General features: G+C 68.2%; 22 protein-coding genes. 10 read left to right on the top strand and 12 right to left on the bottom strand.

What is annotated here, in order from left to right:
• Positions 1-2: 2 nt before the first annotated feature.
• Both HWX00_RS02440 and HWX00_RS02435 read left to right on the top strand, forming a co-directional pair.
• A complete protein-coding gene (locus HWX00_RS02440; RefSeq protein ID WP_175028090.1) occupies positions 3-1568 on the top strand; it encodes an efflux transporter outer membrane subunit in 1566 nt (521 codons plus the stop codon).
• Between the two features lie 127 nt (positions 1569-1695).
• Positions 1696-2730: a MerR family transcriptional regulator gene (locus HWX00_RS02435; RefSeq protein ID WP_175028091.1), complete on the top strand. Its 1035-nt coding sequence runs from the start codon at positions 1696-1698 to the stop codon at positions 2728-2730.
• A gap of 64 nt (positions 2731-2794) precedes the next feature.
• Here the strand turns inward: HWX00_RS02435 and HWX00_RS02430 are convergent, their stop codons facing one another.
• Entirely contained in the window at positions 2795-3319 is a 525-nt protein-coding gene (locus HWX00_RS02430) for a M949_RS01915 family surface polysaccharide biosynthesis protein (protein ID WP_034186817.1), read from the bottom strand.
• 77 nt (positions 3320-3396) lie between these two features.
• Positions 3397-4779 (bottom strand): sigma-54 interaction domain-containing protein, encoded by a 1383-nt coding sequence (locus HWX00_RS02425; protein WP_175028092.1) that lies wholly within the window; start codon positions 4777-4779, stop codon positions 3397-3399.
• 253 nt (positions 4780-5032) lie between these two features.
• On the opposite strand from HWX00_RS02425, the gene HWX00_RS02420 reads away from it, so the two are divergent.
• The 3 genes from HWX00_RS02420 to HWX00_RS02410 are packed head-to-tail and all read left to right on the top strand — an operon-like array spanning position 5033 to position 8448.
• Complete coding sequence (locus tag HWX00_RS02420) at positions 5033-5917, top strand: MBL fold metallo-hydrolase (protein ID WP_034186815.1); 885 nt, start codon at positions 5033-5035, stop codon at positions 5915-5917.
• A 32-nt stretch (positions 5918-5949) separates the two neighbouring features.
• Entirely contained in the window at positions 5950-7623 is a 1674-nt protein-coding gene (locus HWX00_RS02415) for a bifunctional protein tyrosine phosphatase family protein/NAD(P)/FAD-dependent oxidoreductase (protein WP_034186814.1), read from the top strand.
• Between the two features lie 18 nt (positions 7624-7641).
• Positions 7642-8448, top strand: coding sequence for a sulfite exporter TauE/SafE family protein (locus HWX00_RS02410; protein WP_049031625.1), 807 nt, complete (start codon positions 7642-7644; stop codon positions 8446-8448).
• 96 nt (positions 8449-8544) lie between these two features.
• Here the strand turns inward: HWX00_RS02410 and HWX00_RS02405 are convergent, their stop codons facing one another.
• The 4 genes from HWX00_RS02405 to HWX00_RS02390 form a co-directional block, all read right to left on the bottom strand.
• Entirely contained in the window at positions 8545-9366 is an 822-nt protein-coding gene (locus tag HWX00_RS02405) for an ABC transporter permease subunit (RefSeq protein WP_034186812.1), read from the bottom strand.
• Complete coding sequence (locus HWX00_RS02400) at positions 9363-10289, bottom strand: ABC transporter permease subunit (RefSeq protein WP_034186811.1); 927 nt, start codon at positions 10287-10289, stop codon at positions 9363-9365. The genes HWX00_RS02405 and HWX00_RS02400 overlap by 4 nt, the downstream gene beginning before the upstream one ends.
• The gene (locus HWX00_RS02395; RefSeq protein ID WP_034186810.1) at positions 10286-11446 is read right to left on the bottom strand and encodes an ABC transporter ATP-binding protein; all 1161 of its coding nucleotides are present in this window, start codon (positions 11444-11446) and stop codon (positions 10286-10288) included. Before HWX00_RS02395 ends, HWX00_RS02400 begins: the two co-directional genes overlap by 4 nt.
• 86 nt (positions 11447-11532) lie before the next feature.
• Positions 11533-12627, bottom strand: a complete 1095-nt coding sequence (locus tag HWX00_RS02390) for a polyamine ABC transporter substrate-binding protein (RefSeq protein WP_034186809.1) — start codon at positions 12625-12627, stop codon at positions 11533-11535.
• Between the two features lie 394 nt (positions 12628-13021).
• Between HWX00_RS02390 and HWX00_RS02385 the strand changes: the two genes are divergently transcribed.
• Positions 13022-13225: a DUF1289 domain-containing protein gene (locus tag HWX00_RS02385; RefSeq protein WP_006493160.1), complete on the top strand. Its 204-nt coding sequence runs from the start codon at positions 13022-13024 to the stop codon at positions 13223-13225.
• 74 nt (positions 13226-13299) lie between these two features.
• Here the strand turns inward: HWX00_RS02385 and HWX00_RS02380 are convergent, their stop codons facing one another.
• The 3 genes from HWX00_RS02380 to HWX00_RS02370 form a co-directional block, all read right to left on the bottom strand.
• Positions 13300-13941, bottom strand: a complete 642-nt coding sequence (locus HWX00_RS02380; RefSeq protein ID WP_034186808.1) for an OmpW/AlkL family protein — start codon at positions 13939-13941, stop codon at positions 13300-13302.
• A gap of 65 nt (positions 13942-14006) precedes the next feature.
• Positions 14007-15197, bottom strand: a complete 1191-nt coding sequence (locus HWX00_RS02375) for an NAD(P)H-dependent flavin oxidoreductase (protein WP_049029491.1) — start codon at positions 15195-15197, stop codon at positions 14007-14009.
• 123 nt (positions 15198-15320) lie between these two features.
• On the bottom strand, positions 15321-16757 hold the full coding sequence (locus HWX00_RS02370) for an aldehyde dehydrogenase family protein (RefSeq protein ID WP_175028093.1): 1437 nt from the start codon (positions 16755-16757) through the stop codon (positions 15321-15323).
• A gap of 525 nt (positions 16758-17282) precedes the next feature.
• Here HWX00_RS02370 and HWX00_RS02365 point away from each other — a divergent pair.
• On the top strand, positions 17283-17648 hold the full coding sequence (locus tag HWX00_RS02365) for a hypothetical protein (RefSeq protein WP_034186805.1): 366 nt from the start codon (positions 17283-17285) through the stop codon (positions 17646-17648).
• Between the two features lie 148 nt (positions 17649-17796).
• On the opposite strand, the gene HWX00_RS02360 is transcribed toward HWX00_RS02365, so the two are convergent.
• Positions 17797-18276, bottom strand: a complete 480-nt coding sequence (locus tag HWX00_RS02360) for a YjjA family protein (RefSeq protein WP_175028094.1) — start codon at positions 18274-18276, stop codon at positions 17797-17799.
• A gap of 280 nt (positions 18277-18556) precedes the next feature.
• Between HWX00_RS02360 and HWX00_RS02355 the strand changes: the two genes are divergently transcribed.
• Both HWX00_RS02355 and HWX00_RS02350 read left to right on the top strand, forming a co-directional pair.
• The gene (locus tag HWX00_RS02355; RefSeq protein WP_175028095.1) at positions 18557-19096 is read left to right on the top strand and encodes a hypothetical protein; all 540 of its coding nucleotides are present in this window, start codon (positions 18557-18559) and stop codon (positions 19094-19096) included.
• Between the two features lie 58 nt (positions 19097-19154).
• A complete protein-coding gene (locus HWX00_RS02350; RefSeq protein WP_175028096.1) occupies positions 19155-19730 on the top strand; it encodes a polysaccharide deacetylase family protein in 576 nt (191 codons plus the stop codon).
• Positions 19731-19742: 12 nt separating this feature from the next.
• Here HWX00_RS02350 and HWX00_RS02345 read toward each other — a convergent pair whose 3' ends face one another.
• Positions 19743-20735: a phosphotransferase gene (locus HWX00_RS02345; RefSeq protein WP_175028097.1), complete on the bottom strand. Its 993-nt coding sequence runs from the start codon at positions 20733-20735 to the stop codon at positions 19743-19745.
• On the opposite strand from HWX00_RS02345, the gene HWX00_RS02340 reads away from it, so the two are divergent.
• Positions 20734-21423 (top strand): cephalosporin hydroxylase family protein, encoded by a 690-nt coding sequence (locus HWX00_RS02340; protein ID WP_175028098.1) that lies wholly within the window; start codon positions 20734-20736, stop codon positions 21421-21423. The two genes, HWX00_RS02345 and HWX00_RS02340, sit on opposite strands and share 2 nt — an antisense overlap.
• Here the strand turns inward: HWX00_RS02340 and HWX00_RS02335 are convergent.
• Positions 21380-22588, bottom strand: a complete 1209-nt coding sequence (locus HWX00_RS02335; RefSeq protein WP_034186799.1) for a glycosyltransferase — start codon at positions 22586-22588, stop codon at positions 21380-21382. The two genes, HWX00_RS02340 and HWX00_RS02335, sit on opposite strands and share 44 nt — an antisense overlap.
• Positions 22589-22593: the final 5 nt, after the last annotated feature.

Genomic DNA, 22593 nt, shown 5'->3' with positions numbered 1-22593 from the left:
CCATGGATGAATCGATGAACCTGAAAACGAAAGCCGTGCGGGCGCTCGCGGTGGCGAGCCTCGCCGGCCCGCTCGCGGGCTGCGCGTGGTTCGCGCCGAGCGGCGAGCCGCCCGCGATGCCGTCGCCCGCGCACTACGGCACCGTGCCGCAAGTACAGCAGACCGTGTCCGCGCAAGGCGTCGCGCAGCAGTTCGAAGTCGGCGCGCAGCCGGTGCCCGACTGGTGGAAACAGTACCGCTCCGACGCGCTGAACGCGCTCGTCGACGAAGGGCTGCGCAACAGCCCGACGCTCGGCGCGGCGTCGCATTCGCTGGACGCCGCGCGCGAACAGCTGCGCGGGCAGATCGGCAGCTCGATGCTGCCGTCGATCGACGCAGGCGCCCAGGCGACACGCCAGCGCGCGCTCGGCGTGCCGATTCCCGCGCTCGGCGCGCCGACGCTGCTGTACGACACGTTCGTCGGGCAACTGCAGGCCAGCTATACGATCGACCTGTTCGGCGTGTCGCGCTTCGCGAACCGCGCGCTCGCGAAACGCGTCGACGTCAGCGCGTTCCAGCTCGAATCCGCGCGGCGCGCGCTGGCCGCGAACATCGTCACCGCGTCGATCACCGTGTCGGTGCTCAACGCGCAGATCGGCACGACCGAGCGGCTCGTCGCGCTCGCGAACGACCAGGCGCACGACGCCGAACGCCGCTATGCGCTCGGCTCGGCGTCGCGCAGCGACGCGCTGAACGCGCGGCAAAGCGCCGACACGTTCGCGGCGAGCCTGCCCGCGCTGCGCCAGCAGCGCGACTCGGCGCGGCATGCGCTCGCGGTGCTGGTCGGCCGCACGCCCGACCGGCCGCCGGCGGATCTCGCGCTCGCCGATCTGCATCTGCCCGAGCAGGTGCCCGTCGTCGTGCCGTCGGACCTCCTGAAAAGCCGCCCGGACATCCAGGCGGCCGATGCGGGGCTGAAGGCAGCCGCGGCCGAAGTGGGCCTCGCGACCGCGCAGATGTTCCCGCAGCTGTCGCTGTCGGCCGCGATGGGACGAGGCGGCTTCAGCTGGCCGACGATGCTGTCGGGCGCCGGCGCGATCTGGAACGTCGGCGCGTCGCTGAGCCAGCCGATCTTCCACGGCGGCGCGCTGCTCGCGCAGCGCCGTGCGGCGAAGGCGACCTACGAGGCCGCGGTCGACCAGTACAAGCAGGCCGTGCTCGGCGCGTTCCAGAACGTCGCCGATTCACTGGCGGCGCTCGAACACGATGCGGAAGCGCTCGATGCGTCGTCGCGTGCCGCCCTTTCAGCGCGCGGCGCATACGACGACGCGGCGGCCCGCGTGCGGCTCGGCGCGCTGCCGCCGTCGGCCGCGCGCGCGAGCGAGCTGCAGTACCGCAACGCGCGGCTCGACGAGATCCGCGCGACCGGCGCGCGGTTCGCGAATACCGCGCGGCTGTACCAGGCGATGGGCACGCCGCCGGCCGGCAACGGCGACACATCCGCCAAGACCGGCAGCACGGCCGGCGATGCCGCAACCGGCCAGCAGGCCCACGCCGCCGCGCCCGATACCGCCCCTTCGACGCCATGACCGGCCCCTTCGGCCGGCCGCGTGCGGCGACCCCGCACGCGTCCGGCCGCCGAATGCCGATCTTCCGCTTGACCCTCACGTAGCGTAACGTTCGAGACTCCAGTGTGCGCACCGAACGGAGGAACGAATGCGGCTGAAAGTGGGAGAACTGGCGAAACGCAGCGGACTGACCGTCCGCACGCTTCATCACTATCACGCAATCGGTTTGCTGACGCCTTCGGCGCGCGCCGACAACGGCTACCGGCTGTACGACCGCCACGACATCGCCCGGCTCCACCAGATCCAGGCGCTGCGTCGCTTCGGCCTGTCGCTCGCCGAAATCGGCGATCACCTGAACCAGCCCGGCACCCCGCTCGTCGAGCTCGTCGCGAAGCAGATCGCGCTGCTCGACCGTCAGCTGGCGCAGACCGCGCAGCTGCGCGAGCGGCTCGTGAACCTGCATGCGCAGCTCGCGGCGGGCACGGAGCCGGAACTGGCCGATTGGCTCACCACACTGGAGTTGATGACCGTGTACGACAAATATTTCTCCGAGGAAGAACTCGCGCGCATGCCGATGTACCGGAAGAGCCAGACGGGCGACGCGGAATGGATCGCGCTCGTCGACGAGGTCCGTGCGCTGTATGACGCGGGCGTGCCCGCCGAGGACGAGCGCGTGCGTGCGCTCGCCGCACGCTGGATGGCGCTGCTCGTGCGCGACACGAACAACGATCCGCGGTTGCTCGCGAAGCTCAACCGGATGCACGAGCACGAACCGGCGATGCAGTCGAAGATCGGCATCTCGACCGCGCTGCGCGACTACGTGCTGCGCGCATCGTCGGAAACGAAGATGCGGCTCTTCGAGCCGTACCTCGCGCCGGACGAGATCCGCTTCATGCGCGCGCACTACGCCGAACGTGCGATGGAATGGCCGCAACTGATGGCCGACGTGCGCGACGCGATCGACGCGGGCACGCGGCCCGATTCGCCGCAAGGCCGCGCGCTCGCGCAGCGCTGGCTCGAACTGTTCCGCAGCTACGCGGGGCACGATCCGGCCACGCACGCGAAATTCCGCGCGGCGCTGATGAACGAGCCGGCGCTGACGAAGGATTCGTGGACCGACGAGACGCTGCTCGGTTTCGTGCGCGAAGCGATGGCAACTGGCGCCCGTGCGCTGAGCGCATGACGAGGCGGGCGGCGGACGGGCCGCGGTGTGCCGCCCGATCACCCTGCACGCATCGGCCGCCGGCCTAGTCGTTGCGTGCGCTGATCCCGCGCCAGCGCTTCGTCATGTAACGCAGAAGCACGGGCTGCGCCTTCAGGTCCGCGTTCGGCACGGGCGCCGCGCCGCCGTCGACGAACTTGCCGTTGACCGTCACGGTTTCCTCGCCGCGCAGCACGTATTTCGTGCCGGCATCCACCAGGAAATACTTGACCTGATCGGCACTGACGTCGCCGCGGCAGCCGATCTTGTACGCGAACAGGAACTGCTTGCGGCCGTTGCCGAGCAGGTCGCGCATTTCGATCGACTTCGGTACGACGTCGAGGATCACATCGACCGGACAGGCCTTCACGTAGTCGCGCACCGTCCAGTCGGGATGGCCGTCGAGCGTCGCCGCCACCTTCAGCTCGACATCGTCGCCGGACTCGGTCCTGGCCAGCGTCACCGCGTGCGCGCCGGCCGCATCGGTCCACGTATAGTCGGCGGCCTGGGCCGGGTTGCACGAGACGGCGGCCGCAAGAAACAGGCAAGGCGAAAGGAAGCGTCGGTTCATCGGCGAAGAGGCGGAACGGGAATACGTCATTATCGGCAAACCCGTGTACCGTTGCCAGCCGCGCGCGACATGCGCGTTCAACGCTCGCGCGAACCTACGCCGAGCGCCTTAATCCGCCGGTACAGCGTCCGCTCGCTCATCCCGAGCCGCTCGGCAAGCGCCTTGCGCGTGCCGTCGAACGTACGCGCGATACGCACGAGTTCCGCGTCCGGCACGTCGCGCGCGTCCGCCGCGGGATCTTGCGGCGCCGCCGCTGCCGCGACCAGTTCGGCCGGCAGATGCTCGACCCGGATCGTCCCGTCGTCCGCGAACAGGCACGCGCGTTCGAGCACGTTGCGCAACTCGCGGATGTTGCCGGGCCACGCATACGCGTCGAGGCACGCGCGTGCGTGTTCGGTCAGCCTGTACGGCCGCGCATTCGCGTCGCCTGCCTTGCCGCGCGCATTCGCGATCCGTCGCAGGATCGACTCGGCCAGCAGCGCGACGTCGCCCTGCCGTTCGCGCAACGCCGGCAGCGGAATCGGAAACGCGTTGATCCGGTAGTAGAGATCCTGCCGGAACCGGCCGTCGTCGATCATCTCGCGCAGCGGCTTGTGCGTGGCCGCGACGAGCCGGAAATCGGCGCGCAGCGCCTCGACGCCGCCGACGCGCCGGAACGTGCCCGACTCGATCAGCCGCAGCAGCTTCACCTGCATCGGCAGCGGCACGTCGCCGATCTCGTCGAGAAACAGCGTGCCGCCCTGCGCGGTTTCGACGAGGCCCGGCTTGCGCTGGTTCGCGCCCGTAAACGCGCCTTTCTCGTAACCGAACAGTTCGCTCTCGAACAGCGTCTCGGCGATCCCCGAGCAATCGACGACGACGAACGGCCCCATCGCGCGATCGCTCGCCTCGTGCAAGGCGCGGGCGAACAGTTCCTTGCCGGTGCCCGATTCGCCGAGCAGCAGCACCGGCAGCGTCCACGGCGCGACGCGCTGCAGCGCGCCGAGCGCCGCATTGAAGGCGTCGGAGCCGCCGACGAGCCCCTCCGCGCTCGGTTGCGCGGATGCGCTGCGCACCGTCGTCAGCCGCTCGACATAGGCGATCACGTTGCCGTCCGCATCGAAGATCGGCCGCAGCTCGACGTCGACATGCTCGGGGCCGCGCGGCGTGCGATGGATGTGCAGCACGCGGTTCAGCCCGCGCGATTCGAGCGCCTGCTTCATCGGGCAATGCTCGCCGGCCTGGTCGCACGGCACGTCGTAGTGATGCGAAACCTGGAAACAGTGCCGGCCCACGTGCTCGACGCCGGCTACACCGAACTGGCGCCGGTACGCCTCGTTCGCCGCGAGGATGCGGTAGTCGGGATCGACCACGATCATCGGCTGCGGGTCCTGCTCGAGATAAGCGACGAGCGCGCGCACGTCCGGCAGCGCGTCGCGACGCGGCGCGGGAACGATCGGAATGGTGTCGTGCGGATGCATGCGGAGGCTCGCTCGGTGAAGAGGCGCCCGGGCGGACTGCCAGGCGGACTGCCAATTCTGCCACGACACTGCCAGTTGTGGCAGTCTTCGTCCGCCACCGGGTGTCGCTGCCACCATCACGAGGCCGCCGACGCACCGAAAACCCGAGCCGAATCAAGCCCCTGTCTAATCGGCCGATGCCGCACCGCTGGCTGGCACGCTTCTTGAAGTAAAGATCGCGATTGCAGATGCAGAACCCGATCGAGGACACCCCGTGAGCAACGCCCCCGCCCTGTCGGTCGAAGGCTTTTTCGACCCGGCGACCCACACCGTCAGCTATCTCCTGCTCGATACCGACAGCCGCGCGTGCGCGCTGATCGACAGCGTGCTCGACTACGACCCAACATCCGGCCGCACGCGCACGGCCAGCGCCGACCGGCTGATCGCCCGCGTCGCCGAACTCGGCGCAACCGTCGAGTGGCTGCTGGAAACGCACGTGCACGCCGACCACCTGTCGGCCGCGCCGTACCTGAAAGCGCGGGTCGGCGGCCGGATCGCGATCGGTTCGCACGTGCGCCGCGTGCAGCACGTGTTCGGCACGCTGTTCAACGCCGGCCCCGGCTTCGCGGAAGACGGCCGCCAGTTCGACCGGCTCGTCGACGACGGCGACACGCTCGCGCTCGGCGCGCTGACGATCCGCGCGCTGCACACGCCGGGCCACACGCCCGCGTGCATGACCTACTGCGTCGACGACGCGACGCAGCGCGCGGCATTCGTCGGCGACACGCTGTTCATGCCCGACTACGGCACGGCCCGCTGCGACTTCCCCGGCGGCGACGCACGCACGCTGTACCGCTCGATCGCGCGCGTGCTCGCGCTGCCGCCCGACACGCGCCTGTACCTGTGCCACGACTACCAGCCGGGCGGCCGCGACGTGCAGTTCGTGACGACGGTGGCCGAGCAGCGCCGCGCGAACGTGCACGTGAAGGACGGCGTGACCGAGGACGATTTCGTCGCGATGCGCACCGCACGCGACGCGACGCTCGACATGCCCGTGCTGATGCTGCCGTCCGTGCAGGTCAACATGCGTGCCGGCCACCTGCCCGAGCCCGAGAACAATGGCGTGCGCTACCTGAAGATCCCGCTCGACGCGATCTGAGCCGCACGCGCTGCCCCAACCGAGACCCCGACATGACCTCCATCCGCAAGCTGACCGACACGCTGTCGGTCTCGCCGCAAATCACCGCGGCCGACCTGCCCGCGCTTCACGCGGCCGGCATCCGCGCGATCGTCTGCAACCGGCCGGACGGCGAAGGCGCCGACCAGCCGACCGTCACCGAAATCCGCGCGGCGGCCGCGCCGCTCGGCATCGACGTGCTTTACCTGCCGGTCGATACCGGCAAGGTCACCGACGACCAGGCCGCGCAGTTCGGCGCGCTGCTCGCGTCGCTCGACGGCCCGGTACTCGCCTACTGCCGCAGCGGCACGCGTTCGGCCACGCTGTGGGCGCTGTCGCAGGCGGGTCTGCGGCCGCTGAACGACATCATCGCGACGGCCGGCGCGGCCGGCTACGACCTGGGCGGAATCGCGTCGCGCATCGCATCGGGCGGCCGGCAAGCCGCGCCACCCGTCGTCGACGCACGGCACGACATCGTGATCGTCGGCGCGGGTGCGGCCGGCATCGCGGTCGCGTCGAGCCTGCTCGCGCGCGACGCGTCGCTCGACATCGCGGTGATCGATCCGGCCGACGTCCACTACTACCAGCCGGGCTGGACGATGGTCGGCGCGGGCGTGTTCCAGCCGGAAACCACCGCACGCCGGATGACCGACGTGCTGCCGCGCGGCGTGCACCGGATCCAGGCCGCCGTCGCGGGCTTCGAGCCCGACGCGCACACGGTCGTGCTCGACGGCTGCCGCCGCATCGGCTACCGCAAGCTCGTCGTGTGCCCGGGACTCAAGCTCGACTGGCACGCGATCGACGGCCTCGCCGACACGCTCGGCCGCAACGGCGTCACGTCGAACTACCGCTACGATCTCGCGCCGTACACGTGGGAACTCGTGCGCGCGTTCCGCGGCGGCCATGCGCTGTTCACGCAGCCGCCGATGCCGATCAAGTGCGCGGGCGCGCCGCAGAAGGCGATGTACCTGTCGTGCGACCACTGGCGGCGCGCAGGCCGGCTCGACGCCGCGAACGTCGAATTCCTGAATGCGGGCGCGGCGCTGTTCGGCGTCGCCGACTACGTACCGGCGCTGATGGAATACGTGAAAAGCTACGACATCGCGCTGTCGTTCGGCCACAACCTCGTCGCGATCGACGGCCCGGCACGCCAGGCGACGTTCGCGCGCACGCTGCCGGACGGCGGCAAGGAAACCGTCGTGCGTGGGTTCGACATGATCCACGTCGTGCCGCCGCAAAAGGCGCCCGACTTCGTGCGTTCGAGCCCGCTCGCCGACGCGGCCGGCTGGATCGACGTCGATCCGGCGACGCTGCGGCACCGGCAGTTTCCGGACGTCTACGCGCTCGGCGACGTCACCAACACGACCAATGCGAAAACGGCCGCCGCCGCCCGCAAGCAGGCGCCCGTCGTCGCGCACAACCTGCTCGCGTCGCTCGGCCGCGCGCACGGCGATGCCGCGTACGACGGCTACGGCTCATGCCCGCTCACCGTCGAGCGCGGCAAGATCGTGCTCGCCGAATTCCTGTATGGCGGCAAGGTCGCGCCGACCTTCCCCGCATGGCTGATCGACGGCAAGCGCCCGTCACGGCTCGCGTGGCTGCTCAAGGAACGCGTGCTGCCGCCGCTCTACTGGAAGGCGATGCTCAAGGGCCGCGAATGGCTCGCGAAGCCCGCCGTCGCACGTTGACCGGAGCGCGATGACGTCATGCTGATTTCCCTCGTACTGGGCAGCTTCGTCGGCGCCGTGCTCGGGCTGACCGGCGCCGGCGGCGGCATTCTCGCGGTGCCCGCGCTCGTCGTCGGAATGAGCTGGCCGATGCAGCAGGCCACGCCCGTCGCGCTCGTCGCGGTAGCAGGCAGTGCCGCGCTCGGTGCGCTCGAAGGCTTCCGCCGCGGGCTCGTGCGCTATCGCGCGGCGCTGCTGATGGCCGTGGCCGGCGTGCCGCTGACCACGCTCGGCGTACGGCTCGCGCACATGTTGCCGCAGCGCCTGCTGCTCACGCTGTTCGCACTGACGATGCTGGTCGTCGCCGGCCGCCTGTTGCGGCAGGCGCTGCGGCAGGCAGCGGTCGACGCCGACGCGTCGCCGCTGTGCGTCGGCCGCGTGAATCCCGATACGGGCCGGCTGGTGTGGTCCTGGCCGGTCGTCGTGGCGCTGGCGTCGACCGGCGCGATGACGGGACTGATGACGGGGTTGCTCGGCGTCGGCGGCGGCTTCGTGATCGTGCCGATGCTGCGCAAGTTCACGAATGTATCGATGCACGGCGTGGTCGCGACGTCGCTGATGGTGATCGCGCTGGTCGGCACGGGCGGCGTGCTCGCGACGCTCGTGTCGGGCACACGTGCGCCGCTCGACGTGACGCTGTGGTTCACCGTCGCAACCGCGTTCGGCATGGCCGCCGGCCGCGGCGCGTCGCGCCGCCTCGCCGCGCGGCACGTGCAGGCCGGCTTCGCGGCCGTGCTCGTGTGCGTTGCGCTCGGGTTGCTGGCGAAAGCCGCGTTCGGCGCATGAGCCACCGGCGGTGCCGCGCACGCGTCGCCAAACGAAACGCCCGGCCCGACTCGTCGTCGGCACCGGGCGTTTTTCATCGCGGCCGCGGCCTGTCCGTCAGCCCGCGTAACCCGCCATCCGCTTGCGTTCCTGACGCAGCATCACGAAGTTCGCGATCACGACACCGGCCGTCACCGCGACGATGAACAGCGTCGCGAGCGCGTTCATCTCCGGATTCAGGCCGAGACGCACGCGCGAGAACACGACGAGCGGCAGTGTCGTCGAGCCGGGGCCCGACAGGAACGCCGACAGCACGAGGTCGTCGATCGACAGCGTGAACGACAGCAGCCAGCCCGCGATCAGCGCCTGCGAGATCAGCGGCAACGTGATCGTGAAGAACACCTTCAGCGGCGTCGCGCCGAGATCGAGCGCGGCCTCTTCCAGCGACGGGTTCAGCTCGCGCACGCGCGACTGCACGATGATCGCGACGTACGAGATGCACAGCATCACGTGGCCGAGCCAGATCGTGAACACGCCGCGCTCGGCCGGCCAGCCGATCCACTTCGCCAGTTCGATGAACAGCAGCAGCAGCGAGATCCCCTGAATGACTTCGGGGATCACGAGCGGCGCGTTGATCATCCCGCTGAACAGCGCGAAGCCGCGAAAGCGCCCCATCCGCGCGAGCACGAAGCCGGCCCACGTGCCGATGAACACCGACGCGAACGCGGTCAGCACGCCGATCTTCAGCGACAGCCACGCGGCCGTCAGCAGCTCGTCGTCCTGCACGAGCGCCGCATACCAGCGAAACGAGAAGCCCGACCACACGGTGACGAGCTTCGACTCGTTGAACGAATAGACGATCAGGCTGAGGATCGGGATGTACAGGAACGCGAAGCCGGCAAACAGCGCCGCGAACTGCAAATAACGGTTCGGCTTCATCGACGGCCTCCCTGTTCCTTCGCCTGGAAGTGCTGGAACATCGCCATCGGCACGAGCAGCAGCAGCACCATCGCGCAGGTCACCGCCGACGCCATCGGCCAGTCCGCGTTGTTGAAGAACTCGTTCCACATCACGCGGCCGATCATCAGCGTGTTCGCGCCGCCGAGCAGCTCCGGAATCACGTACTCGCCGACCGCCGGGATGAACACCAGCAGGCAGCCCGCGATGATCCCGTTCTTCGACAGCGGCAGCGTGATCTGCACGAACGCCTTCCACGGCTTCGCGCCGAGGTCGTACGCGGCCTCGAGCAGGCGCAGATCCATCTTCACGAGGTGCGCGTAGAGCGGCATCACGAGGAACGGCAGGTACGAGTACACCATCCCGATGTACACCGCGTAGTTCGTGCGGTACAGCTCGATCGGCGTGTGCGTGAGGCCGATCCACATCAGGAAGTTGTTCAGCAGCCCGTTGTTCTTCAGGATGCCGATCCACGCGTACACGCGAATCAGGAACGACGTCCAGAACGGCAGCATCACGCCCATCATCAGCAGGTTGCGGGTCGCCGGATTCGAGCGCGCGATGTAGTACGCCATCGGATAGCCGACCAGCAGGCACAGCAGCGTCGTGATCGCGGCCACCCACACCGAGTTCACGTAGGTCGCGAAATACAGGCTGTCCGTGAACAGGAACGCGTAGTGCGACAGGTTCAGCGCGATGTGCACGACGCCGTCGGTATACGACGCGAGTTCCGTGTACGGCGGGATGCCGAGCTGCAACTCCGCGAAGCTGATCTTGACGACCAGCACGAACGGCACCAGGAAGAACAGCACGAGCCACGTGAACGGCCCGGCGACGACCGCCGACGCGCCCGTCAGGTTGAAGCGCCGCACCGGCCACTCGAGCAGGGACTTGAACGCGTTCATGACGTCAGCACCACGCCGGCCGTCGCGCTCCAGCGCACGTAGATCTCGTCGCCGAGCGCCGGTGTGTCGAGCTCGGAAATCGCGAGGCTCGACACGTTCGCGATCACCGTCTTGCCCGCGTCGAGCTTCACGTGATACAGCGAATAGCCGCCCATGTACGCGACGTTGCTGATGCGGCCGCGCGCCCAGTTGAACGCGCCTTCGGGCGGCTTGCGCGTGAGCGCGATCCGCTCGGGGCGCACCGACACCGTGACCGGCATCCCGAGCGGGCCCGAGATCCCGTGGCTCACGTACAGCCGGCTCGGCAGCTCCGGCGATTCGATGTACACGTGGTCGGGTTCGTCCTCGACGGTCACGCCGTCGAACAGGTTCGTCGAGCCGATGAATTCGGCCGAGAAGCGGCTGTTCGGGTATTCGTAGACTTCGTTCGGCGAGCCGATCTGCACGATCTGGCCTTCGCTCATCACCGCGAGGCGGTTCGCCATCGTCATCGCTTCTTCCTGGTCGTGCGTGACCATGATGCAGGTGACGCCGACCTTGTTCAGGATGTTGACGAGCTCGATCTGCGTGCGCTGGCGGATCTGCTTGTCGAGCGCGGACATCGGCTCGTCGAGCAGCAGCAGCTTCGGGCGCTTGACCAGCGAACGGGCCAGCGCGACGCGCTGCTGCTGGCCGCCGGACAGCTGGTGCGGCTTGCGCTTCGCGTACTTGCTCATCTGCACGAGTTCGAGCGCGGACGCGACGCGTTCCTTCAGCTCGGCCTTCGGCGTGCCTTCCTGCTTCAGTCCGAACGCGACGTTCGACTCGACCGACATGTGCGGGAACAGCGCATACGACTGGAACATCATGTTCACGGGCCGCTTGTACGGCGGCATCTGCGCGAGGTCCTCGCCGTCGATCAGGATCTTGCCCGACGTGACCGTCTCGAGGCCCGCGAGCATCCGCAGCAACGTCGACTTGCCGCAGCCCGAGCTGCCGAGCAGCGCGAACAGCTCGCCCTGGCGCACGGTCAGGTTGACGCTGCGCACGGCCTCGGTGTCGCCGAATTTCTTGACGACGTCGACGATCTGGACAAAGTTCTCGGCGCGCGCATCGGCGCCGGAGGAGGAAACGGAGAACGGCGCGCCCGCGACCGGCGCACCCGACTGGCTATTCATGATGTGCTGCTTCTCTCCTGCGTTAGACGAACAAAGCCCCCGGGGGCACCAGGGGCTTCATGACTGCGGGTTCACTTCGGCTCGCGTCAGCGGCCCGACTTCAGCTCGGTCCACAAACGCGTCTGCAGACGCTGGATTTCAGGCGGCAGCGGCTTGAGCAGGAACAGCGTCTTCACGACGTCGGCCGGCGGGTAGACGGCCGGGTCGTTCGCGACGTCGGGCCGCACGTACTTGCGGGCCTCGGCGTTGGCGCTCGGGTAGTACACCGCGTTCGTGATCGCCGCGTGCACCTTCGGGTCCTCGATGTAGTTGATCCACGCGAGGGCCGCTTCCTTGTTCTTCGCGTCCTTCGGGATCGCCATCACGTCGAACCACACCGGCGCGCCGCCCTTCGGAATGTAGTACTCGACCTTGTACGGCTTCTTCGCCTCGATCGCGCGATGCTTCGCGATCACGACATCGCCCGACCAGCCGAACGCGAAGCAGATGTCGCCGCCGACCAGGTCGTTGATGTAGCCCGACGAGTTGAATTGCGTGATGTACGGGCGGATCTTCTTCAGCACTTCCATCGCGGCCTTGTAGTCGGCCGGGTTCGTGCTCATCGGATCCTTGCCGATGTAGTGCAGCGTCGCCGCGAACATCTGGTCGGGCGCGTCGAGCACCGACACGCCGCAGGTCTTCAGCTTCGAGAGGTTTTCCGGCTTGAACAGGATGTCCCAGTTGTCGAGCGGCACCTTGCCGAGCGCCTGCTGCGCCTTCGTCAGGTTGTACGCGAGACCGGTCGTGCCGTACGCCCAGGGCACCGAGTACTTGTTGCCCGGGTCCGCGCCGGCGACGAGCGCCATCAGTTGCGGATCGAGGTACTTGAGGTTCGGCAGCTTCGACTTGTCGAGCGGCGCGAAGATGCCGGCGGCGATCTGCTTGCCCGCGTAGTTGCTGGTCGGCACGACGATGTCGTAGCCCGAGCTGCCGGTCAGCAGCTTCGCCTGCAGCGTGTCGTCGCTGTCGTAGTTGTCGTAGCGGACCTTGACACCCGTCTGCTTCTCGAAGTTCGGGATCGTATCCTTCGCAATGTAGTCCGACCAGTTATAGACATTGAGCTGCGTATCCTTCGCCGCTGCCGCCGACGCCCCCACGCACAGCGCGAGCGCTGCGAACCGGCCCACTACCTTTGCTTTCATCCCGTTCTCCCTCCGGCCGGACACGTTGCCCGGCTGCCGTCTGCCTCGTCATGGCGGCGCATTCTGGCGCGCCACCCCTCGAAAACCCCGAAAACTACCATCATTCGCGCGCCGTCACAAAAAAAACATGCCGGTGTCGCGCAAACGGAACAGATTCCCGCCGCCGGCCAGCCAGGCTGCCCGCGCGGCGGGGCGTTCCGGGGGAATTCTATCGGGTAATCGGCATCTGTCCACCGGGAAAAACGGTCAGGGGCGAAACCGCGGTCGCATACCGGGCGCGCGGCCGGACGGTCGCGCCGGCGCACCGGGATCGCATGCCGGCCGGCGCCGGCCGACCCGGCGGCCGCGATGCATTAAAATGGCGGTTCACGATTCAACCGCGCGAACCCTTCCGATGGCCTCCAATCTCCACGACCTGCCCGACAGCCCCTGCATCGGCGTGTGCTCGACCCTCTTCGACGAAGTCTGCAAGGGTTGCGGCCGCACGGCCGCCGAAGTGTCGAACTGGGTGTTCCTGAGCGACGACGAAAAGCGCGCGGTGTGGGAGCGCATCACGCGCGAAGGCACCGCGATGCGCTTCCAGTACGACAAGCTGTAAATCCGCCGCACAAAAAAAGAGCGGCATGCCGACCGCCATGCCGCCAACCCCAACTCTGTTCTTTTCCTGCCGCGTCAGAACTTCATCCCGACGCCCACGCCGACGATCAGCGGATCGATGTGCAGCGTGCCGATGCCCTTGTCGCCCAGCGTCGCATCGGTGCTCATCCAGATCTTCTTCACGTCGACGTTCATGAACACCTTCTTCGTCAGTTGCACGTCCACGCCGAACTGCAGTGCGGGGCCGAAGCTGCTCTTGTTGATCGACACGCCCTCCCCGCCGACGTTGAGCCCGTTGTTGTAGAAGTACGTGTAGTTCAACCCGGCGCCGACGTACGGCCGTACCTTGCCCGCGTGGTTGAAGTGATACTGCAGCAGCAGCGTCGGCGGCAGCACGCCCACGCCGCCGAGATTGCCGAGGCTCGACGTCATCTGGTGCCGCGACGTGCCGAGGATCAGCTCGACGCCGAGGTAGTCGCGGATCATGTACGTGAAGTCGAGCTCCGGCACGATCGCGTTGTTCACGCCCGTGTTGATCGCGCCGAGCGTATCGCTCGCGCGCTCGTTCGGCTGGATGCTGATCGCGCGAAGCCGGACCAGTACGTCACCCTGGTTGATGCCGTCACCGGGCGATGCCGCGTGCGACAGCGACGGCATCGCGACGAAGGTGGCCGCGACGGCGGCTGCGGTGACACAAGTTCGAATCGTTTTATGCATGGTACGGACCCCCAAAGAATGGTTTCCATTCTCCATGTAGGGTCTTTTCGTCATCTTGATATTGGTCAAGCCAGCGTAAACGTGGGACGGTTTGCCGCAGGCTCGGTCGCACTGCCCGTCAGCAGCAGGTCGAGCAGATCGCGCACGCTGCGGATCGCGCGGCCGAACGGCAACGCTTCGCGGCCGCGGAAGAACAGCCCGTTCGCGACGTCGCCGCGCAGCGCGGCCGCAAGCCGCGTGTCGATGCAGAAGTGGCCGAATTTCTCGATGCCGTCGCGCAGCCCGCATACGCTCAGGCATTCGAGCGCGGTCGGGCAACGCTGCTTGAACGCGCCGAGCTTGTTGCGAATGCGCGTCTCGTTGCGCAGGTAACGATCGAGCCACGGCGTCTTCACCGCGCGGGCGGGCAGCCCCGTCACACTGACGAATTCGACGATGTCGTCGGGCGTCGCATCGGCAAGCACGCGCTTGAAGTACGGATGCGCATCCCCTTCTTCCGTCACCGCGAACGGCGTTCCGACCTGCACGCCATTCGCGCCGGCCGCGAATGCCGCGCGCACCGTGTCGTGACTGTTCACGCCGCCCGCCACGACCAGCGGAATCGTTTCGCGTTCGAGACCGAGCGACGCCATCACCTGCGCGGTCTCGTCGAGCACCCGCGCGAAATCGAAACGCGCGTCGTGCATGTCGTCGATCTGCGTGACGCCGAGGTGGCCGCCCGCGTGCGCCGGATGCTCGATCACGATCGCATCGGGCAGGCGCCCCTTCTTCATCCACTTCTTCAGCACCAGCGCGATCCCGCGGCTGTCCGACAGGATCGGGATCAGCGCGATGTCGTGCCCTTGCGTGAGATCGGGCAGGTCGAGCGGCAGGCCCGCGCCCATCACGATCGCGTCCGCGCCCTCGTCGCACGCGACGCGCACGTAGTCCGCGTGCGCGCTCACCGCCTTCATCACGTTGACCGCGATCATCCCGCGCCCTTCGCTGTACGTCTTAGCGAGACGGATCTCGCGCGCGAGCGCCTCGCGGTTCGCGGCCTCGAGCGTCGCGCGATCGGGTTGCGCGCGGCAGCGTGCGAGCAGGTCCGCATGATGGTGGCGCAGGTCGATGCTCGCAATCGTGCCGACCGCGCCTTCGCGCGCGACGCTGCCGGCCAGCCGGTGTGCGGAGATGCCGACGCCCATGCCGCCCTGCACGACGGGCAACAAGGTGCGGCCGCGAATCGTCAGCGGCGGAAAGGAACTGCGTACGGTCATCTGAAACCTCGTCGGAACATCGGAACCGCGATGATCGACGATCCACCGACGCGCACCTTGACGGCCGTCAATAAAAAAACGGCACGCGAGCGTGCCGTTTCCGTTCCATGCGGCGCGCGGCGCTCAGGCAGGCTTCGCCGGCTTCAGCTGCATCGACTTGTACTCGAGATACTCCTCGAGCCCGTACACGCCGTTCTCGCGGCCGTGCCCCGACTGCTTGTAGCCGCCGAACGGCGCCGCGGCGTTCCACGTGCCGCCGTTGATGTCGACCTGCCCCGTGCGGAGGCGGCGCGCGACGCGCATCGCGCGTTCGTCGCTGCCGGCCCACACCGCGCCGCCGAGCCCGTACGGCGAATCGTTCGCGATGCGCACGGCTTCCTCTTCATCGCGATACGTGATGATCGACAGCACCGGCCCGAAGATCTCTTCCTGCGCGATCGTCGATTTCGGATCGACGCGGCCGAACACCGTCGGCTTCACGAAGAAGCCCTTCGCGAGGCCGTCCGGCAGGCCCGTGCCGCCCGTCACGAGTTCCGCGCCTTCGTCGATGCCGCGCTGGATGTACGCCTGCACGCGCTGCTGCTGCACGGCCGACGCCAGCGCGCCGAGGCGCGTCGTATCCTGCCGCGGGTCGCCCGCGACGTACGCTTCGGCCGCGGCCTTCGCCAACGCGCGCGCTTCGTCGTAGCGCGCTTCCGGCACCAGCATGCGCGTGTGCGCCGAGCAGGTCTGTCCCGCGTTCAGGTAGCACGCGTTCACCGTACCCTTCACGGCCGTCGCGAAATCGGCGTCGTCAAGAATCACCGATGCCGACTTGCCGCCCAGCTCCAGCGCGACGCGCTTGACGCCCGCGGCCGCCAGCTCGGCCACGCGCTTGCCCGCGCGCGTCGAGCCCGTAAACGACACCATGTCGACGTCCGGATCGGTGGCCAGCACCTCGCCGACGACCGGGCCATAACCGCACACGAGGTTGAACACGCCGGCCGGCAGCCCGGCTTCGTGAATCGCTTCGGCGAGCATGAACGCGTTGAGCGGTGCGACTTCGGACGGCTTCAGCACGACCGTGCAGCCGGCCGCGAGCGCCGGCGCGACCTTCAGCGTGACCTGGTTCAGCGGGTAGTTCCACGGCGTGATCGCCGCGACGACGCCGACCGGCTCGCGCACCACGAGCGAGTTGCCGACCTGCGCCTCGAATTCGAACGACTCGGCGAGCTTCGCGTACGCCTTCCAGTTGTAGATCGGGCCGCCGACCTGGATCGCGCGCGACAGCTTGATCGGCATCCCGACTTCGCCGGTGATCGATTGCGCGAGTTCCTCGCTGCGCGCCTGCAGATGCTCGACGATCTTGCGCAGGTAGCCCGCGCGTGTCGCGGCCGGCGTGGCCGCCCATGCGTCGAAGGCCGCGCGCGCCGCGCGGATCGCGTCCTGCGCGTCGGATGCGACGCCTTCGGGAATCCGGCCGATCACGGCCTCGGTGGCCGAGTCGATCACGTCGATCGTGCCGGTTCCGGCCGGTTTGCGCCATGCGCCGTCGATGTAGAACTGGTCGTAGATTTTCATCGCTTCCGTCTCCTGTCGACCAGAGTTGGCGCTTTAGCGCTTACTCTGGTCCCATGCCCTTGTGCGGTCGACCAGAGTTGGCGCTTTAGCGCCTACTCTGGTCCCATGCCCTTGCGCGGTCGACCCGAGTTGGCGCTTTAGCGCTTACTCTGGTCCCATGCCCTTGTGCGGTCGACCCGAGTTTGCGCTTCAGCGCTTGCTCTGGTCCCATGCCCTTGCGCGGTCGACCAGAGTTGGCGCTTCAGCGCTTGCTCCGGTCCCATGCGTCGCGGGAAAGCCGACATTCTAGCGAGCGTTTCGGTCGGCCGGCATGACGATTGACAGCCATTCGAAAGAATCGGGGAGCCGTCGCGCCGCGTGGCGCTCGCCGGCCGCGCATGCCGCCGGCGGCGTGTGCGCGACCGCCGCCACATCAGCATCGGCCCGGGTGCGCGGGCAGGCCCGCATCGTGCTATGTTTTTAATATCGGCACCGGCTCATTGCATCCGGCGCCGCCAGGAATCGACGCATTTCGTGAGCGCTGCCATGACCGACGCATCCCATACCCTCGGCTCGCAAGACCGCCTTGAGCTGCTCTGCTGGCTCACCTGCGGCAACCTCGGCGCGTTTTACCTCAACGAATCGTGGCCGGACGCCACGTTCCAGGTCCAGGCCGCGCACCGCTGGCTCGACCGCCATCACCGTCAGGCCGACTGGCTCGCGGTCGCGAAGCTCGCGGCGCTCGCGCAGGACATCGCGAAGCGGCATGCGGGGTTCGTCGACGCGTCGTGGGCGCGCGACGCGGTCGAGGAAATCGTCGACACCGACGATCTCGATTACCGCGCGAAACTCGTGCAATGGGTGTATGAAGACTGCTGCAAGGCCCTCGCGGACAAGCGGCTGGCCGACTGAGCCGTGGTGCGCGCGGGCCGCGGCGTCGCCCGGCGCGACGGTCTTGTCGCCGCTGCGGAAGTAACGGCCTGAATGGCTGACGGTGAACGGTGCACGAGCACCGCCCCCCCTTCGATGCCGGCACGCGCCGTGCGTGCCGCTGTGGTGCTTACAGCAGCGATTTCGCCTGCGTCAGTACCTTGTCGCAGATCTGCCTGGTCACCTGCTGCTTCAGGCCGCCGCCGCTCAGGTCGAGCTTGCCGCCGTTGCCGGCGTCGAGGATCCCGCTCGCGCCGCTCGTATAACCGCTGTCCGACGACGCATTGCCGCCGAGCTTGCTCAGCAGCGCGTCCTTCACCGACGACGCGCCACTGCCGGACGCGCCGCCGAGATAGTTGTTCTGGATGCAGAACTGCAGCAGGCCCGCGACGTTGCCGGTGCTGCCCGGCGTCAGCGACGCCCCGCCGCCGCCCGTCAGCGCGCCGCCGAGGCCGCCGAGGTTGCCGAACGCACCACCCGCGCTGCCGCCCGAATCGCCGCCGCCGACCTGTTTCAGGACATCGCCCAGCTGCGCATGGGCCACCGGAAACGGCGCGAGCAAACCGATCAGCGCGCCGGCAATGGTCGCGCGGTATAGACGTGCATTCATGTGAAGCCTCCCGGTTGTCACGGCGTGAGTACCGCGAATCGAATCCAAGCATACTCAATCCCCCCCTGCATGACAGCCTTCATGCCGGGTCCGAAACGTCAGGCATCGTGATATCGCGGCGATTTGACAATGCTTGACGGCGTGCCGGCCGGCACTGCAAGCTCGACATGCGGCCGAAGGCACGTACCGACGATCGCATTCCGTCTCGCCGGCGCGCATGAAGCGTCATGGAATCGTCGCCGCCGGCCGGCCTTCAACCTCGAACCTGAAGGATGCTCGCGTGGCGCTCGCCCATCGAATGCTGCTGCTCGCCGGCACAGCGGCTGCGCTGATCACCGGTTCAGGCACTGCCCGTGCGGCGCCCGCGGCGGCATGCCCGTCACCGTCGTTCGACCGCTATCCGGCACCGGCCGCGCGCGCGCCGCGCCAGCCGGCCGCATCGCCCCGATTGACCAGCAAGGAAGCACGCCTGTACCGCACCGTGATCCGCGACGCATTCACGCAACCGGCCAATTTTGCCGGTCACTATCGCGTCGCGATCTGGGGTTGCGGCACGGATTGCCGGAATTTCGCGATCGTCGACAAGTACTCGGGTGCGACATACACGATGCCGGGCGTCACCGCCATTTCGGGCGTGATGGGCAACGACGACGAGCGCGTCGACTTCCGTGCCGGCAGTACGCTGCTGATCATCGCCGGCTGCTTCAACGGCGATTGCGACGACAACCACGCGAAGGCCGCCCGGTTCTTCTATACGTGGACCGGCAAGCGCTTGCGCCCGATCGGCACCTGTCCGCTGCACGTCGAGCCGATTCAGTAGCCGGCGCGAATTGCGCTATCGTTCGTCCGGTACACCCTAGACGGCACGCCCGCCCGCGATGTCCATTCACCTCAGCTTCGACGACGGCCCCGGTCCGTCGACCCCTTCGCTGCTCGACGTCCTGCGCGACGCATCGTGCAAGGCGACCTTCTTCCTGCTCGGTAAACATCTGGCGGGCGCACTCGACGTCGCCGCGAGAATGGCGCGCGAAGGCCATCGCCTCGGCAATCACACCCATTCGCATGCCAGACCGGGCGCGCTGGCGGACGACGCGCTGATCGGCGAGATCGAGGCGACCGACGCACTGATCCGCGACGCCTATTGCCGGGCCGGTATTGCCGCGCCGGACGCGATCCCGTTGCGTCTGCCGTACGGGCTGATGCCGCGGGACGATCGCGCCGGCGTGCTGGCGCGCCTGCGGCGCGAACACACGGGCTGGACCGCGATACTGGACGACTGGCAGCGGCCGGCGCCGTCGCCGCAGGCGCTGTTCGACGCGATGTGCGCGCATGCCGACGCCCGCGCGACGCAGCGTCGCGACGTGCTGTTCTGCATGCACGACGGCTCGCGACATGGCGACGCGCGGCCCAACACGGTCGAAGCCGTCCGCCTGTTCCTGAATCGGCGAAGCTGAAGCAACGGCCGGTCAGTTTCCCGGCGCTGCACTGTCCAGCAACTGCCGCCAGCCGCCGAGAAAGCCGATGCCGGGCCCCGGCATCCACAAGCCGCGCTGTGCCGCCTCCAGATGGATCAGCGTCTGGTCCACGCAGAACAGCGTCATCAACGCATCGCGCTCGGCACGCATCCAGCCCGGTACACCGTCGCGCCGCGTCGCCGCATAGGCGTGCAAGCCGGCCTCCCAGCGCTGCGCATCGAACACGAAACGATCGTCCCTGCCCGCGTCGCGCGACAGCGCGAACAGTGCGAAGGCCGCCTCAAGCCACTGCGCGCCCTGCCCGGCATCGTCGAAATCCAGCACGCCGTTCACCGTGTGGCCGACATACAGCAGGTTGCCCGCGTGATAGTCGCCGTGCAGCCAATGCACCGGCCCCGCCAGCCAGTGCGCGGCGGCGTCGAGATGCGCGCCGATCCGCCGGATCACCGCATCGTAATCGCCGCTCAAACCGGCCGGCAGCGACGGCATCGCGTGCGCCGACACGCGCGCATGACGGGCCGACAACCACGCCAGCGGCGTCGATTCGCTCACGGGTATCGTGGCCAGTGCCGCATGCAGATGCGCGAGCGCGCGCATCGCATCGATCGCCCCCGCTTGCGCGTCATGCGGCAGGCCGGGATCGCCGTCGACAGGTTCGAACAGGTGCAGCCAGCTTCCATCGTCGATGAGCACGCCGGATTGCGCATCGACGGTCGGCCTCAGCCGCGGCAGCGCGGGTAATGCCGGCACCGTGCGCGTCTCGCCGAGATGACCGAGTATCGACGCCTCGCGACGCACCTGCTCGGCCGGCTTGCCGGGCCACGACACGCGCAGCACCGCGCGCCCCGCGTCATACTCGACGAGATACGTTTTGTTAGTATGGCCCGATGCCATCGCCTGCCCGCGTGCCGGCACGATGTTCCAGTACCGGCGCAGCCACGGTTCCAGCGTTTTCACGTCACTCCTACTCGTTGCATTGACCATGTCAGAGCGTCCTTCGGCCCGCATACGGGACCTCAATATCGAATGGCTGACGCGCGCCGCCGAATTCGACCATCTGTTCCAGACGCGCTGGCTCGGCGAGCGCTTCTTCCATCTGCCCGGCGACATGCTTGCGCTCCAGGAACTGATCTGGCGCGAACGCCCCGACTGTATCGTGCAGACCGGCATCGCGGCGGGCGGCGGTGTCGTGTTCTCCGCGTCGATGCTGGAACTGGCCGGCGGGCACGGCCGCGTCGTCGCGGTCGAACCGCGGCTGCGCGACGAGGTCAGGCAACGCCTGCAATCGCACCGGCTGGCCCATCGCATGGTGCTGATCGAAGGCGAATCGTGCGCGGCCGACACGCTCGCGGCGGTGCACGCGCAGCTCCGCGACGGCGCGCGCGTGATGGCGATCCTCGATCTCACGCATACCCATGCGCACGTGCTGCGCGAACTCGAATGCTATGCGCCGCTCGTGACGCCCGGCAGCTATGCGATCGTGATGGATACCATCATGGAGTATCTGCCCGCATCGATGTTCGACGGCAAGCCGTACGGCCGCGGCAACAACCCGGCCACGGCCGCGCGTGAATTTCTCGCCCGCGACGACCGTTTCGAGGCCGACCACGACATCGAGGACCGCGTGCTCATGACGCTGTCGCCAGGCGGTTTCCTGAAGCGAGTGCGCTGATCAGGCGAGCGGCTTGCGCGGAGCCGTCGCGCGCGGCGTAGCTGTCGCGAATCCGTGCCGCATGCTCGCGCAGCGGGCCCGGACGCAACAGGCGCTCGAGCGCAGCGGCAATCTCCGCGACGCCGGCACGCTGCAGATCGAGCACGCACGCCGCGCCGGCCCGCTCGACGAAGTGCGCCGAATGAAACTGGTCGTTGCAGAACGGCGACAGCAGCATCGGCACACCGCACGCGAGCGATTCCATCACCGAATTGGCGCCGCCATGGCTGACGAACGCATGCGTGCGCCGCAGCAGCGCCAGTTGCGGCGCATAGCGCACCGCGATCACGCGCTCGTCACCGGCCGGCAGCAGATCCGAATCGACCAGTTCGCCTACCGACAGCACCAGTTGCGCCGACGTCGCGCGCGTCGCGTCGATCACCTTCGAGAACAGGTCCGGATGGTAGTAAAGCTGGCTGCCGAGCGACATGTAGACGAGCGGGCGACCGGCGTCGATACGCGCCCACGGAAACGCCGTCTCGTCGCCGCGCGGCCCCGACGGCATCGCGGGGCCGACCAGCTCGACACCCGGCGGCGGCGCACCGACCAGCGCGTCGGTCGTGAACGCGAGCGTCAGGTGCGGCGACAGGACATCGCACCCGCGAAAACGCGCATCGAGCCCGTAGCGCGCAAACAGCCCGGCACGTTCCGGCGCGAGCCATCGCACCGTGCGCAGCAGTTCCGAATCGAGATCGTCCGGCAGCACCGGATTCAGCGAATTCGACATCGACACCCACGGCAGCCCTTCCAGCTCGGCGGCGATCGCGGCCGCGTAAAGCAGCGGATCGATCACGACCACATCGGGCCGCCAGTCGCGCAGCACCGCACGGATGCCGTCCACCTGCGACGGCGCCAGGTCGATCAGCAGCGTGCGGATCCAGTGCCGCAGCCAGTCGGCGTCGCGGATGTTCGCGGCGAAGCTCGCGCCGCGCGACAGGTCGTGGCGCTCGGGCGTCTCGCGCGGCCCGACGAACGCGAAGTCGCCGGCGCCGTCGAGCTGTTCGCTGATATCGGCCGGCGCGTAGAACGCGACGTCGCAGCCGGCCGCGCGCAGATGCTGGGCCGGGCCGATGCACGGATTGACGTGGCCCTTCTCGGGCACGACGCAGAACAGGATGCGTGTCATGAGCG

Source organism: Burkholderia seminalis DSM 23518, from assembly GCF_902832885.1.
Lineage (GTDB): Bacteria > Pseudomonadota > Gammaproteobacteria > Burkholderiales > Burkholderiaceae > Burkholderia > Burkholderia seminalis.
Note: the sequence above shows the minus strand (reverse complement) of the source record. Positions and strands in the feature narration are given on the sequence as shown.